The 13224-nt window shown below is 67.0% G+C and carries 9 protein-coding genes; 3 read left to right on the top strand and 6 right to left on the bottom strand.

What is annotated here, in order from left to right:
* Positions 1–120: 120 nt before the first annotated feature.
* The 5 genes from J2X98_RS00460 to J2X98_RS00440 all read right to left on the bottom strand — a co-directional run bounded on the left by J2X98_RS00460 (position 121) and on the right by J2X98_RS00440 (position 6278).
* Positions 121–1950: an ABC-F family ATP-binding cassette domain-containing protein gene (locus J2X98_RS00460; RefSeq protein WP_307303371.1), complete on the bottom strand. Its 1830-nt coding sequence runs from the start codon at positions 1948–1950 to the stop codon at positions 121–123.
* Positions 1951–1983: 33 nt separating this feature from the next.
* Complete coding sequence (locus J2X98_RS00455) at positions 1984–2943, bottom strand: 4-(cytidine 5'-diphospho)-2-C-methyl-D-erythritol kinase (RefSeq protein WP_307303368.1); 960 nt, start codon at positions 2941–2943, stop codon at positions 1984–1986.
* On the bottom strand, positions 2940–3812 hold the full coding sequence (rsmA, locus tag J2X98_RS00450) for a 16S rRNA (adenine(1518)-N(6)/adenine(1519)-N(6))-dimethyltransferase RsmA (RefSeq protein WP_141940616.1): 873 nt from the start codon (positions 3810–3812) through the stop codon (positions 2940–2942). The genes J2X98_RS00455 and rsmA overlap by 4 nt, the downstream gene beginning before the upstream one ends.
* Before the next feature lie 109 nt (positions 3813–3921).
* Entirely contained in the window at positions 3922–5115 is a 1194-nt protein-coding gene (locus J2X98_RS00445) for a resuscitation-promoting factor (protein ID WP_307303365.1), read from the bottom strand.
* A gap of 257 nt (positions 5116–5372) precedes the next feature.
* Complete coding sequence (locus J2X98_RS00440) at positions 5373–6278, bottom strand: TatD family hydrolase (protein ID WP_307303363.1); 906 nt, start codon at positions 6276–6278, stop codon at positions 5373–5375.
* A 162-nt stretch (positions 6279–6440) separates the two neighbouring features.
* Between J2X98_RS00440 and J2X98_RS00435 the strand changes: the two genes are divergently transcribed.
* From J2X98_RS00435 to J2X98_RS00425, 3 genes are read left to right on the top strand one after another with little or no spacing between them, the layout of a single operon-like run.
* Positions 6441–7532: an AAA family ATPase gene (locus tag J2X98_RS00435; RefSeq protein WP_307303361.1), complete on the top strand. Its 1092-nt coding sequence runs from the start codon at positions 6441–6443 to the stop codon at positions 7530–7532.
* Between the two features lie 9 nt (positions 7533–7541).
* Positions 7542–9005, top strand: a complete 1464-nt coding sequence (locus J2X98_RS00430; protein ID WP_307303359.1) for a DUF58 domain-containing protein — start codon at positions 7542–7544, stop codon at positions 9003–9005.
* Positions 9002–11491 carry a DUF3488 and transglutaminase-like domain-containing protein gene (locus J2X98_RS00425; RefSeq protein WP_307303357.1) on the top strand — a complete coding sequence of 830 codons (2490 nt, stop codon included), beginning with the start codon at positions 9002–9004 and terminating at the stop codon, positions 11489–11491. The genes J2X98_RS00430 and J2X98_RS00425 overlap by 4 nt, the downstream gene beginning before the upstream one ends.
* A 66-nt stretch (positions 11492–11557) precedes the next feature.
* On the opposite strand, the gene J2X98_RS00420 is transcribed toward J2X98_RS00425, so the two are convergent.
* On the bottom strand, positions 11558–13057 hold the full coding sequence (locus tag J2X98_RS00420) for an NAD-dependent succinate-semialdehyde dehydrogenase (protein ID WP_307303356.1): 1500 nt from the start codon (positions 13055–13057) through the stop codon (positions 11558–11560).
* Positions 13058–13224 lie beyond the last annotated feature (167 nt).

Here is a 13224-nt window from a genome sequence, read left to right as displayed (position 1 = left end):
GTCACTTAGACACAGCGCATAGGTGACGTTCCGGTCGCTGGGCGACCTCCACGCCACGATGCGCCGCGATGCGCGACTACACGAAGGCCCCCAGCTCCGCTCTTGCCCGCGTCGCCTTTGTCAGTCGCCCAGGAGTTCTGAGGACTCCAGCCACTCCATTTCCAGGGCGTCCTTTTCGTCCGTGAGGTCCTTGAGCTGCTTGTTTTGGTCGGCGAGCTTGTCGAAGTCGCCGGCCTCGGTGGTCCTCACCATGGCGTCGTGGAGTTTCTTTTCCTCCTGATCGAGCTTCTTGAGCTGCCGCTCGATCCGGTTGAGGGCTTTGCGGGCCTCGCGCTTCTCGGCTTCGGTGGCACCGTTTGCCGTGGCCGCCGTTGTTTGGCCGCCGGCGCTGGTCACAGGGTTTCCGCCGCCGGTAACGGTGGAGCCGGCCTGGGCCGCTTCGCGCAGTTCAAGGTACTGGTCCACGCCGCCGGGCAGGCCACGGAGCTTCCCGTCGCCAAGGAGGGCCATCTGGTGGTCCGTCACGCGTTCCAGCAGGTAGCGGTCGTGGCTGACCACCACAAGGGTTCCGGGCCAGCCGTCCAGGACGTCCTCGACGGCGGCCAGTGTGTCGGTGTCGAGGTCGTTGGTGGGTTCGTCGAGCATCAGCACGTTGGGTTCACCCACCAGCAGGCGGAGCAGCTGCAGGCGGCGCCGCTCGCCGCCGGACAGGTCGCGCACCGGCGTCCACTGCTTCTGGTTGGTGAACCCGAGCTGCTCCACCAGCTGGCCAGCCGTGAATTCCTTGCCGCCAACATTGAAGGAGCGCTTTTCCCGTTCGATGACCTCGATCACGCGCAGGTCCGCGACGTCGTCGAGTTCCTTGACCTCCTGCGTGAGGACGGCGGTGACCACGGTCTTTCCGCGCTTCAGCCTTCCGGCGTCGGGGGTGATCTCGCCGTTGAGCAGCTTCAGGAGGGTGGTCTTGCCGGCACCGTTGACACCCACCAGGCCCAGGCGCTCCCCCGGGGCCAGGCGGAGGGTGATGTTGTCGAAGAGCTTCCTGCCGTCGTCGCCGCCCTGGAAGTTGAGGGAGACGTTTTCCAGGTCCAGGACGTCCTTGCCCTGGCGGGCGGTGGCCATTTTGCTCAGCGCCATGGAGTCGCGCGGAGCGGGAACGTCGGCGATCAAAGCGTTGGCCGCCTCGATGCGGAATTTCGGCTTGGCAGTGCGGGCGGGTGCGCCCCGGCGCAGCCACGCCAGTTCCTTCTTGACCAGTTGCTGGCGCTTGCCTTCCACCACGGAGGCCATTCGGTCACGCTCGGCCCGGGCCAGCACGTACGCGGCGTAGCCGCCTTCGAACGGGTCCACGATCCCGTCGTGGACTTCCCACGTCTTGGTGCAGACTTCGTCAAGGAACCAGCGGTCGTGGGTGACCACCAGGAAGGCGCCCTGGTTGGCCCGCCAGCGAGTTTTGAGGTGCCGGGCCAGCCACGCCACGCCTTCGACGTCCAGGTGGTTGGTGGGCTCGTCCAGCATGATGACGTCGTGGTCCTCGATGAGCAGCTTGGCCAGCGCCACCCGCCGCTTCTGCCCACCGGAGAGCGAGTGGACGTTGGCGTGCCAGTCGACGTCGGACACCAGGCCGCCCATGATCTCCCGGATGCGGGGGTTCCGTGCCCATTCGTAATCGGCCTGGTCCCCCACGATCGCGGCACCCACCGTCAGGTCGCCGTCGAGCACGTCGCTCTGGTCCAGGTATCCCACGTTGACGTCGCCGCGTTTGGTGACGCGTCCGGAATCCGGTGTGGAGCGCAGCGCCAGCAGGCGCATCAGGGTGGACTTGCCGTCGCCGTTGCGGCCCACCATGCCAATGCGGTCCCCCTCCTCCAGGCCCAGGGTGATGCCGTCCAGGACGGTGCGGGTCGCGTAGGAAACCGTGAGGTTCTCGCCGCCGAGAAGGTGTGCCAAAGGGAACTGCTTTCTGCTGCCGGATTGGAAGTACTAAAGGAGGGTGTCGGAGATGATGCGCGCCCCCGGGACCGGGCCGTGGACCGGGAGGGCTGTCAGGCCATGGCGCCGAAGGTCCTCAGCCAGCGCCTCCGCCGCAACGGAATCATCGGCCAGCAAAGCCACAGTGGGGCCGGAGCCGGAAACCAGCCCGGCGATGGCGCCGTGGGACTCGCCGATTCCCAGCGTATCGCGCAGTGACGGGGACAGTTCAATGGACGCCCGCTGCAGGTCGTTGACCAGGACCCGGCCCAGAGATTCGGCATCGCCGCCGCGCAGCGCCGCCAAAATCTGCGGATCAACGCCGCTGGGTTCTGTGGCGTCGACCCCCTCGGCCCCGCGCAACCGGTCAAGTGTCCGGTACACCTCGGGCGTGGACAGGCCATAGTCGGCCACCACCAGGACCCAGTGGGTCTGCGCCTTCGCCAGTGCCGGCGACAATTTGTCGCCCAGGCCAAGACCGACGGCGGTGCCACCCAGGAGCGAGAAGGGGACGTCGGCGCCCAGTTCGGCTGCAAGATGCGCCAGTTCCTCGCGGGACAGTCCGCTGTTCCAAAGGGCATCGCAGGCCAGGAGCGTGGCAGCGGCATCTGCCGATCCCCCGCCCATTCCACCGGCCACCGGGACGCGCTTGGTGATTTCCAGGTGCACGCCCGTGGCATGCTCGGACACATCGGCCATGATGGCGGCTGCCTTGTAGGCCAGGTTGCTGCTGTCCAGGGGAATGTCGACGTCGTCCAGGTCCAGGGTGCTCTCCGGACTGAGGCTGATGGTGATGCCCGGGGTCGCGGTACTGGTGGCCGCCACTTCCTCGTAGAGGGACACGGCAAGGTACACGCTGGCGACGGAGTGGTACCCGTCCGGCCGGAGCGGACCCACGGCCAGGGACACGTTGACCTTTCCAGGCGCCTTGACCCGCACTGTCCTGGCGGCGAACCGCCCTGCCGCGCTCACGGGCGGTTTTCCCTGGCTTCGGCGATCCTGGCGAAGGCGGCGATGTCGATGACCTCGCCACGCGCCGTGGGGTCCACACCTGCTGCAAGCAGGCAGCGTTCCGCTTCCGGGGCTCCGCCGGCCCAGCCGGCCAGCGCGGCACGAAGTGTTTTCCGGCGCTGGGCGAACGCAGCGTCCACCACGGCGAACACCTGTTCGCGTGTAGCGGTGGTGGCCGGAGGTTCGCGCCGGGTGAAGGACACCAGCCCGGAGTGGATTTTGGGCGCGGGCCAGAAGACGTTCATACCGATGACACCGGCCTTGCGCATCTGGCTGTACCAGGCGGCCTTGACGGACGGTACGCCATAGGTCTTGGAGCCGGGACCGGCCGCCAGCCGGTCCGCGACCTCATCCTGCACCATCACCAGCCCGTGCTGCAGGCTGGGGAAGTGCTGCAGGAGGTGCAGCACGACGGGGACCGCCACGTTGTAGGGCAGGTTGGCCACCAGCGCGGTGGGTTCCACCGGCAGTTCGGTCACCTTCATGGCGTCGGCCTGGACCAGGTGGAAGGATCCTGCCGCGGAGGGCCGCCATTCCTTCACCGTCTCCGGCAACCTTGCGGCAAGGACGGGATCGATCTCGACGGCGACAACCGCCGCGGCCGCATCCAGCAGGCCCAGGGTGAGCGACCCAAGCCCAGGCCCCACTTCGAGCACCGTCTCTTCGGGTCCCACCCCTGCGGCGGCTACAATCCGGCGGATGGTGTTTCCATCGATGACGAAGTTCTGGCCCAGGGTCTTGGTGGGCCTGACCCCGATTTCCTCTGCCATCCGGCGTATGTCGGAGGCACCGAACAACGGTGCGGGCGCGGCGGGAGTCGGTTCAGTCACCTAGGTATCCTATCCCGCGCCGCGGATTGGCCCTGCCGGGTTAACGGCAGTGGCCGGGCCCGGAGTACCCGGCCCGGCCACGATGTTTCCTGCAGTCAGGAACTGTAAATCAGCTACTGGCAGCCCAACCGCAGCCCCAGGGCGACAGCCCGCGCTGCGCGTATACGCGGTTGGCGATGTCGATCTGCTGCGCCTTGGTGGCCAGGCTCGCATTGGGGGCATAGGCGCCGCCGCCGGCGCCAATCCAGGTGCGGACGTCGAACTGGAGGCCGCCGTAGTAGCCGTTGCCGCTGTTGATGCTCCAGTTGCCGCTGGACTCACACTGGGCAATCTTGTCCCACATGGCCTCGTTCATCATGGCCGGTGCGGCTGCGCCGGTGTTGGCGCCCGCGGCGGGGGCCGGGGCAGCCTGGGCTACCGGCTTGTCCTTTGTACCCACGGTGACCTGTTCGTTTACAGGCTGGACTGCGACGTTCTCCGACACGAGCGTGCGGGAGGCTTCCCGTCCGTCCACGAGGACCAGCTTGAAGGTGCGCTCCAGCTTTCCGGCCACGCCGGCCTGGGTCACTTGCTTCTCACCCTTCAGCATGTCCGCGCTCTCGGCGGTGACAGTCTGGAACGGCACGTCCTCGCTCGTAGTTGTGGTCTGGCCGGTGTCCACGCGGGAGACCTTGATGACCATGTTGTTCACCACATTGGCGTTGGCAGGCTGGGAGGTACGGTCATTGGCACCGAGGGTCACACCGGAGTCCTCCAGGACCTTGCCGACAGTGGGGGCGGTGGTGGTGGTGGTGTTCACCTTGCCGTCGGCCACGATGCTGACGGTCTTGGGGGTGGAGATGGAGACATAGGAGCCGGCCAGCGAGAGGGTGGCGTCCTTGGGCGCCGAAACCTCGGATGCACTGGCAACCCCAAGCTCGGTCACCAGGTCTTCAACGTCCTGGGCCGTAGTGTTCACGGTCTTCTCGGCACCGTCCAGGCTGACCTTGACTTCCTTTGCCTGGTTGATGTTGATGACCGTGCCGTTCTGCACGGTTGCATCAACCGAAGGCGAAACGCGATCGCCGGGCTTCAGTTCCAGGTTGGCGCTCCTGACCACCTGGGCGACTGTTCCACCAAAGGACTGCACGGACGACGTCTTGCCGTCCACGTTGAGCGTGATTGTTTTGTTATTGCCCACGAAGGCTACGAGGCCTGCGACCAGGCCGCAAAGCACCAGCAGCTGGGCGCCAACCTTTATAAAGCTGAACTTGCCGTCCGATGTGAAGAACTTGATCACGATTGCCCGTAACTCTCGGTCCATCCGGGCACGGGGAAACGCGCAGAAAAATGCCCGGAACAGACCTGGAAAGGACAGTCCGGGCAACGATGCGCCGCCACACTCCTGGCAGTGGCAAGGCTGGCTGGAGTCCAGGCCGGGCCGGCTGCGCAAGGAGTGAAATTACCCGATGGCCTTCCCCGACCCCGGCTAATAGTTTCCCACTGTAACCGTAGCGTTATAAAGCGACCAACATTTTTGCATACCAGATATGCATTTACCGGGAGGATGAGGTCCGCGGATCAGGCCCAGGATCCGTATGCCCGTACGGTATTTTCACTGATGGCGGCGCACAGGCCGGAGAGGTCGGAGCCTGTCAATTCTGCCATGGCCCGCACGGTGTACGGGACCATGTAACTGGCATTGGGACGCCCCCGGTGCGGGTGCGGGGTGAGGAACGGGGCATCGGTTTCCACCATGATGAGATCCCGCTCTGCCACTGCGAGCGCGGCGCGCAGGTTTGCGGCATTCCTGAAGGTCAGTGTGCCGGCAAATGACATCCACCAGCCATGTTGGTTGCAGGTCCGGGCCAGTTCCTCGTCACCGGAGAAGCAGTGGAAGACCACCCTTTCCGGCGCCCCTTCCTCATTCAGCACGCGCACAACATCGGCGTGCGCGTCGCGGTCGTGGATCTGGAGCGTGAGGTCCAGCCGCTTGGCAATATCAATGTGCCGGCGGAACGAGTATTCCTGGTGGCGCAGCCCCTCACCTTCCGTGCGGAAGAAGTCCAGGCCCGTTTCGCCGATGGCCCGGATCCGGGGATGCGCGGCCAGGTGTTCTATCTCGGCGAGCGCGGCTTCGAGTTCATCGCGGGCAGCATAGTGCGGAGCGTCGTTGGGATGCAGGGCTACAGCTCCCAGGAGCCGTGGGTCCTGGTCCACCGCGGCCACCGTGAACCGTGAGGATTCAAGGTCGCAACCCACCTGCACGGCCCCCTGGACCCCCACTGCCTCTGCTGCGTCGAGAGCGGCCTTGATCCCCACAGGCCCCTCCCCTTCCGGAAAGTCCAGATGGGTGTGGTTGTCCATGACCGGAACGGGCAGGGGTTGCGGCGCAGGCGGGAAATTCCTCCGGCGGACGGCTTCCGGCCCGGTGGCCCCGTCAGCGGCAGGCGCCCTGTAGGCGGCAGGGATCGACGAATCGCACATGTGCCCAGCCTATCGGCCGCGGGCCTCCCCAAATTTGCCGGAACTCTCTGTCAGGCATGGCAGTTGTGTTAGTAGTCTGGAACGAGTACACGCGCACGCCCACCGTGGGGCGTAGGCAGGCTCGCTGTCCCGTCCACGTGAACCCGGGCTGAAAGGTTGCCGATGGAACCCCACCGACGCACTGCCACCAATGGAAGCGCGCCAAACCTCAACCTGGCCGGCGTCTCCGATCCCGTCAGCCACCTGAACGGACACCGTCCGGTGGCCATGGACCCAGGGGCTTTCCACGCGGCGGCACAGCGCATCCTCACCACCGTAAACACCGTCATCGACGGCAAGTCCGACGCCGCCAAGCTGGCGCTCACTGTCCTCCTCGCCCAGGGCCACCTGTTGGTTGAGGACGTGCCCGGCGTCGGGAAAACCCTGTTGGCGAAAACCCTTGCCCGGACCATTGACTGCACCGTCAACCGCATCCAGTTCACCCCGGATCTCCTGCCCTCCGACGTCACAGGCGTGTCAATCTACAACCAGGCCTCCAGGCTCTTTGAATTCCGTCCGGGCGCGGTGTTCGCAAACATCGTCATTGGCGACGAGATCAACCGTGCTTCGGCCAAGACGCAGTCCGCCCTCCTGGAATGCATGGAGGAGCACCAGGTCACGGCGGACGGCAGCACCTACAGGCTCGATGAACCATTTATGGTGGTGGCCACGCAGAACCCCATTGAAATGGAAGGGACGTATCCCTTGCCCGAGGCCCAGAGGGACCGCTTCATGGCCCGGATTTCGATGGGATACCCGGACATGGATGCCGAAATCGAAATGCTGGAAACCCACCAGGCCGTCTCCCCGCTGGCCAATGTCTCCCCCGTTGTCACGGCCGCCGATGTCGCCGCCATGACCGCCGCTGTGCAGAAAGTCTTTGTCTCCGGGCCCGTCAAGGAATACACGGTCTCGGTAGGCAGGGCTACCCGGGAAAGTCCCATGCTGCGCCTGGGCGCCAGCCCCCGCTCCATGCTCCAGCTGCTGCGCGCTGCCAAGGCCACTGCTGCCCTGGACGGACGCGACTTCGTCCTGCCGGACGACGTGGCGGACGTGGCCCAGGCGGTCCTGGCGCACCGCATCATCCTGGACCGCAAGGCCGCGGGTGCAGGTGAAACCCCGCACAGCGTCCTGCGGAACATCCTGTCCCGGCTGCCCGTGCCCCAGGCCCAGGCCGGCCGGGCTGCTGCCGGTACAGTCGGCAGGAACCGCTAGGCAGGCACCATGGGCCTGCTGGACAAGCTTCCTCGCTACCTGTTCACCAGGCGCGGCTGGGGCATGCTTGCTTCCGGCGCCTTCACGCTTGCTGCGGCCCAGGTGATGGGACGCCGGGACCTCCTGACCCTGGCCCTGCTGCTGCTCGTACTTCCCCTCATCTCCCTTGCCGGCGTCCGCCTGGCCAAGCCCCGGTTCCGGGTCTACCGCGAGTTCAATCCTTCCCCCGTGGAAACCTCGGCCCCTGCCGCCGTGCATCTTGCAGTAGCCAGAACGGACCCTGGGAGCGGCCGGGTGGCCATGGAGGAACGGCTGCCCCCGCAGTTCGGGCACGCACCGGCATTCCGGTTTCCGTCCCGGTCCGCCTCCGGCGGAGTCAGCCGCTACGAGTACCGCCTCAGTTCCAGGCACCGGGGCCAGTTCAGGATCGGGCCCGTGACCGCCGAGTTCACCGACCCCTTCGGGCTGTCGCTGCACCGCCAGGCAATCGACGACGGCGACGTCCTCACGGTGACGCCTGCCGCCGTCGTCCTGCCTGCCACCGGACTGGCCGGAGCGCGCGGCTATGACGGTGTCACCGCCACGCGGGTGCGGGCAAACCCGAGTGATGACGACGTCATGACCCGCGAATACCGCCACGGCGATCCCATGCGGAGGGTGCACTGGGCCGCCACGGCCAGGCACGGGGCACTGATGGTGCGGCAGGAGGAATCCGTCACCACGCCCGAAGCAACCATCCTCCTCGACCACCGCCCGGGTGCCTTTGGCGGCCCCGGAGCGGCAACGGACTGGAAGCGGGGCCAGGACGGCCACCCAATGGCCACCAGCGAAACCTTCGAATGGTGCGTTGTTGCCGCAATGTCCATCAGCGCTCACCTTGCTGAGCGCAATTACAGCCTGCGCCTGCTGGATACCGGAGGGGATCCGGCATTCCTGCACTCTCCTTCTTCGCCGGAACCGGCAACTGAAGCGTACGCCGGGACGTCCGGCCTGCAGTCCATCGCAGAAAGCCTCGCCGCAATCCAGCTGTCCGGAAGCCCGCATCCGCGCCGGGACGGTGCGCGCCGGAACGCAGCCGGCCGAGCGTCCCAGTCCCACGGAGCCACGGCCCTCCGCATTCCACCAGACACCACCCATGAGCCACCGGCATTCGATGACCGTCTGATGGACAAACTGTCCGCGCACCGGATGCGGGGGCCTGTGATAGCAGTCCTGGGCCGCATTACCGCTGAGGAAGCCGTGGCCCTGGCACCGGCTGCCGCGTACGGCACCAACGCGTTCGCCATCGTGGCCGTGGAGCGGCCGGCTGAGGCCCGGAGCGTCCTGGAAGTGCTGCGCCAAGGCGGCTGGCAGGCCGTGGCCGTTGATCCAAAAACGCAGCTTGCCGGGGCCTGGGCCCAGTTCGACCAGGATCCCGCCCTGCCGTCGGCTCCGGCGTCAGAGGTCCGGCGGGGAGCGGGGTTGACCAGATGACCGTGGCACCGGCCCGGCCAACAGGCGGGGAGCAAAAGGCGGCACGCCAACCAGACCGGCCGGACCGGACGCGCGCGGGCGCCTACCCCTGGGCCATGGCGGCAGCCATCATGGTGGCTGTCTCCGGGGCGGCACTGTCCCTCAACGGCGTCCTGCGCGGCTGGAACTGGTATTGGCCGGGCCTCACCACGGTCCTGGTGGTGGGGTTCACCCTCGCCGCGCTGCGTTCGCTCCGCGCCCAGCCCCTGCTGGTCACTGCCGGAGGATTCATCGCGCTGGGTGCCGTGCTGACGCTGACCTTTTTCCGCAGTTCCAGCTTCCTCTGGGTCGTTCCCACCACCGCCACCCTCCAGGACCTGAACCGGCTTATCGGGCGGGCCAGCGAAACGGTCCTTGGCGAGACAGCCCCCGTGGCGCCCAATGCCGGGATCGTGCTGGTCTCCTGCGCCGTGCTCGGCCTGGCCGTCATCCTCGTTGACGCGCTGGCCGTACCCCTGGGCATGCCGGCCGCCTCCGGAATGGGCCTGCTGGCTTTGCTGGTGGTTCCCGCCATGATTAAGCCTCAAAGCGTGGGTGCGTGGAGTTTCCTTGCCACCGCAGCGGGCTACCTGCTGATCCTGGCCTGCAGCCAGTGGTTTGCTCCGGACGGCAGGGTGGAGCCCGGGCCGGCCCGGAGTCCGGGGGTGGTGCGGCGCGCAGCGCTGACCGGAGCCGTGGCCCTGGCTGCAACCTTGGTGCTGCCACTGGCCATCCCCGGCTTCGACAGCGGTACCTTTCCACAAGGGTCCCGGCTCAATCCGTGGGGCGCCTCCAACAGCCTCAATCCGATGATCACACTGGGTAACAGCCTTCGCGCTCCTGACGGCAGCGGCAGGATCACCTATGCCACCAACTCCGGGACACCGCTCTACCTGCGCTCGGTGACCGTGGACAACTTCGACGGCGATTCCTGGGGACCGGATGACCGCTCCGCCTCCCGGGTACCCCTGGACGGCCGGATCGACCCCGGCTATGCAATCCTGGCGGACGAGCAGGTCCGGCTGGTCACCGCCATCGACGCCGGATCCTTCAACAGCCCCTACCTGCCAGTACCCTACGCCCCCGAAACCATCAGCGGGCTCGGCGGCCAGTGGACGTGGGACCCGGCCACCCTGAGCATCAAGGGGACGGACACCACCACGCGAAGGCAGGAGTACCTGGTCACGTCCGCACTACCCAAACTTTCCGCAGCACTGCTAGCGCAGTCCTCGGGACAGGTGCGGGACGTTCCGGACGTCTTCACCCGGATACCGGCCAACGTTCCGGAGATCGTCAAAACCACGGCCCGGACCGTCGCGGCAGCCGCGGGAGCGCCGTACCAGAAGGCCATGGCCATCCAGAAGTACCTGCGATCGTCTGAGTTCACGTATTCGCTGCAGTCGCCCGTGCAGGGCGGTTACGACGGCAACGGCCTCTCCGTCCTGGCGGACTTCCTGCAACAGAAGAGCGGTTACTGCATCCATTTCGCCTCCGCCATGGCGGTAATGGCCAGGCTGGAAGGCATTCCAAGCAGGATTGCCGTGGGCTATGCACCCGGCAGGCTGACCGGTGCAACGGTCACGGTGGCCGGCCAGGGGGCCCTTCCGGAGTACGAAGCCGATGCGCGCGACGCCCACGCCTGGCCGGAGCTCTACTTCCAGGGCCTGGGATGGGTACCGTTCGAACCGACGCCGTCCCGGGGAGTGGTACCGGACTACGCCGTTGACGGGCCGGCCCCATCGGTCCCGGATACCCTGGGGAACAATGACGGGCTCGTTCCCGACGCCGCCCCCGTACCCACCACCCCGCCCAGTGCCACCGCCCAGGCCGCACCCGGCGCCGGAAGCAGCAGCACCGGCGGCACGGAGCTCATGCCGTGGCTCCTCGGCGGTGGCGCTGTGGCAGGCCTTGCCCTCCTGGCCGCCGCCCCGCACCTGGTCCGCGCCGGGACACGCTCGCGGCGGCTGCATCCCAAGCGGGCGGACCGTGCCGTTCCGCTGGCATGGAACGAGGTCATGGACCTCGGCACCGATTACGGCCTTCCTGCGGAGCGAAGCGAAACACCGCGGGCTTATTCGGCGCGGTTCCGGGAAGCACTGCTGGGTGAGCCCGGGGGCATGGACCGGGACGCGCATGCCGCCATGGCCACCCTGACCTCCGCCATTGAGCGTTACCGTTACGGCCGCCCCGATCAGGGCGGTTCTCCTGACAGCGGCCTTGTGGCCGGTACTGCAGCAGAGGAGATTGCCGCCGTCGCAGCGTCCCTGCGGGCGAACGCCACGCTGCCCAGCCGATTGGGCGCGGCATGGCTGCCGCGGTCAGTTACCAGACGCCTGGGTCAGCTTGCCGGGACTCCGTTCAGTGCGGCCAACAGGGCATTCGGGGCCGCAGCTGCTGCCACGGCCCGCCTGTGGCACGGAAGCAGGGGCCGTGCGCACGACGCCGGGCGCAGGGCAGGCGGAGGCTGAATCGAAAGTGCCGGCCGGGTTAGCCCGGCCGGCACTTGTTTGTTTAAGGCGGCGGGCCGCCTGGTACTAGCCCGCGTAAGGGTCGGCGATGCCGATGTACTGGGTGTAGAGGTATTCCTCGATGCCCTCCAGGCCACCTTCGCGGCCCAGGCCGGACTGCTTGACGCCGCCGAAAGGTGCGGCGGCGTTGGAGATGACGCCGGCGTTCAGGCCGAGCATGCCGGTTTCGAGCTTTTCGCCCATCCGGATACCGCGGTTGATGTCCTTGGTGAATACGTACGCCACCAGCCCGTACTCGGTGTTGTTCGCCAGACGCACAGCCTCATCCTCACTGCTGAAGGTGATGATCGGGGCAACAGGACCGAAGATCTCCTCGGACAGGATGCGGCTTCCCTCGGAGACGCCGGACAGGATCGTGGGCTGGTAGAAGTACCCCGGCCCCTCCACGGGAGCGCCGCCCAGGACCGCCTTGGCACCCGATGCAACAGCGTCGGACACCAGCTCGTGGACCTTGTCACGGCTCTTTGCATCGATCAGCGGGCCAACCTTGGACTCCGGCTCGGTACCGCGGGCCGTGGTCATTTCCTTCATCTTCGCGGCGAACTTCTCCGCGAACTCACCGGCCACGGACTCGTGGACGATGAACCGGTTGGCAGCGGTGCAGGCCTCTCCCATGTTCCGCAGCTTGGCGGCCATGGCGCCGGTGACTGCGGCGTCGAGGTCCGCATCCTCGAACACCAGGAAGGGGGCATTGCCGCCCAGCTCCATGGAGGTCCGGAGCACGTTTTCGGACGCGTCGGCGAGCAGTCGGCGTCCCACTTCGGTGGAGCCGGTGAAGGACAGCTTGCGCAGCCGGGAGTCCTTGACCAGGGGTCCGGTGGTGGCGCCTGCCGTTGAGGTGGGGATGACGTTGAGGACGCCGGCGGGCAGCCCTGCTTCCTGCATGACGGCTGCGAACAGCTGGGACGTCAGGGGTGTCAGGTTTGCCGACTTCAGGACCATGGTGCAGCCGGCGGCTACGGCCGGGGCGATCTTGCGGGTGGCCATGGCCAGCGGGAAGTTCCAGGGGGTGATCAGCAGGCAGGGGCCCACCGGCTTCTTGGTCACGAGGAGGCGGGACTTGCCGTCCGGCGAGACGGAGTAGCGGCCGAAGGCCCGGACTGCTTCCTCCGAGAACCAGCGCAGGAATTCGGCGCCGTACGTCACTTCGCCGCGGGCTTCGGCCAGCGGCTTGCCCATTTCCAGGGTCATCAGCAGGGCGAAGTCTTCCGCCCGTTCGGTCACCAGGTCGAAGGCGCGGCGGAGGATCTCCCCGCGTTCGCGCGGCGGCACCTTAGCCCAGGAGTCCTGGGCAGCGGCGGCAGCGTCCAGGGCCGCGGCGCCGTCTTCGGGGCCGGCGTCGGCAATGCTCAGCAGCACCTTCCCGGTGGCGGGATCCTCGACGTCGAACGTCTTGCCGGAGGCGGCATCGCGCCACTCACCATTGATGAGCAGCCCGGTGGGAACGGAGGCCAAAAGCCGGGTTTCGCGCTCGGCGGTAACGGCCGGCTGTGCAGTGACAGTCACGATGACTCCCTCGTCAGTAGGGTTGTGGCAGCCCGTGGCCGCGGCCGGAGTGACCGGGATCATGGGGCTGATTAACAGCCAGACTACTGCGGGCCACCCGCATGGTCTACGCCGTTGCGCACTGCGGGATCGCAGCTTCGCTGTGCAGCTGCACTAAAGCCGGACGC

It is taken from the genome of Pseudarthrobacter enclensis (assembly GCF_030811655.1).
Taxonomy (GTDB): domain Bacteria; phylum Actinomycetota; class Actinomycetes; order Actinomycetales; family Micrococcaceae; genus Arthrobacter; species Arthrobacter enclensis_A.
Note: the sequence above shows the minus strand (reverse complement) of the source record. Positions and strands in the feature narration are given on the sequence as shown.